At 43.7% G+C, this 371-nt stretch carries 1 protein-coding gene; it reads left to right on the top strand.

The window, feature by feature from the left end:
• Positions 1-21 precede the first annotated feature (21 nt).
• Positions 22-371, top strand: a 350-nt coding sequence (locus RCF13_RS09620) for a carbohydrate-binding protein (RefSeq protein WP_308141096.1), incomplete at its 3' end; no start/stop codon positions are given.

Genomic DNA, 371 nt, shown 5'->3' with positions numbered 1-371 from the left:
ACGGGGGTTACATATGACAGCATAAGCTTAACGTGGGAACCGTCCATAAGTGATACAGGTGAAATTGTGGAGTATATTATTCACTACGATAATGAAATGTTGGTAGCAGCGAATACGATTGCAACCATTAACGGTCTGAATGAATTTACAACCTATTCGATTACGATTAGGGCTAAGGATAGTCAAGGCTACTATTCCGACTTCAGTCAGCCGATCACAGTAACAACCAGTCCGCCGCCAGATGTAAGTGAATGGCAGCTTGATATGAAATACACAGTAGGCCAACGCGTCATATATAACGGCAAAATATACGAGTGCAGACAAAGTCATCAAGCTCTAACAGGCTGGGAGCCTCCTAATGTTCCTGCCCT

Source organism: Stenotrophomonas maltophilia group sp. RNC7 (assembly GCF_030910085.1).
GTDB lineage: Bacteria > Pseudomonadota > Gammaproteobacteria > Xanthomonadales > Xanthomonadaceae > Stenotrophomonas > Stenotrophomonas sepilia.
The sequence above is the reverse complement of the archived record's forward strand: the minus strand, read 5'-3'. Positions and strand labels throughout refer to the sequence as shown.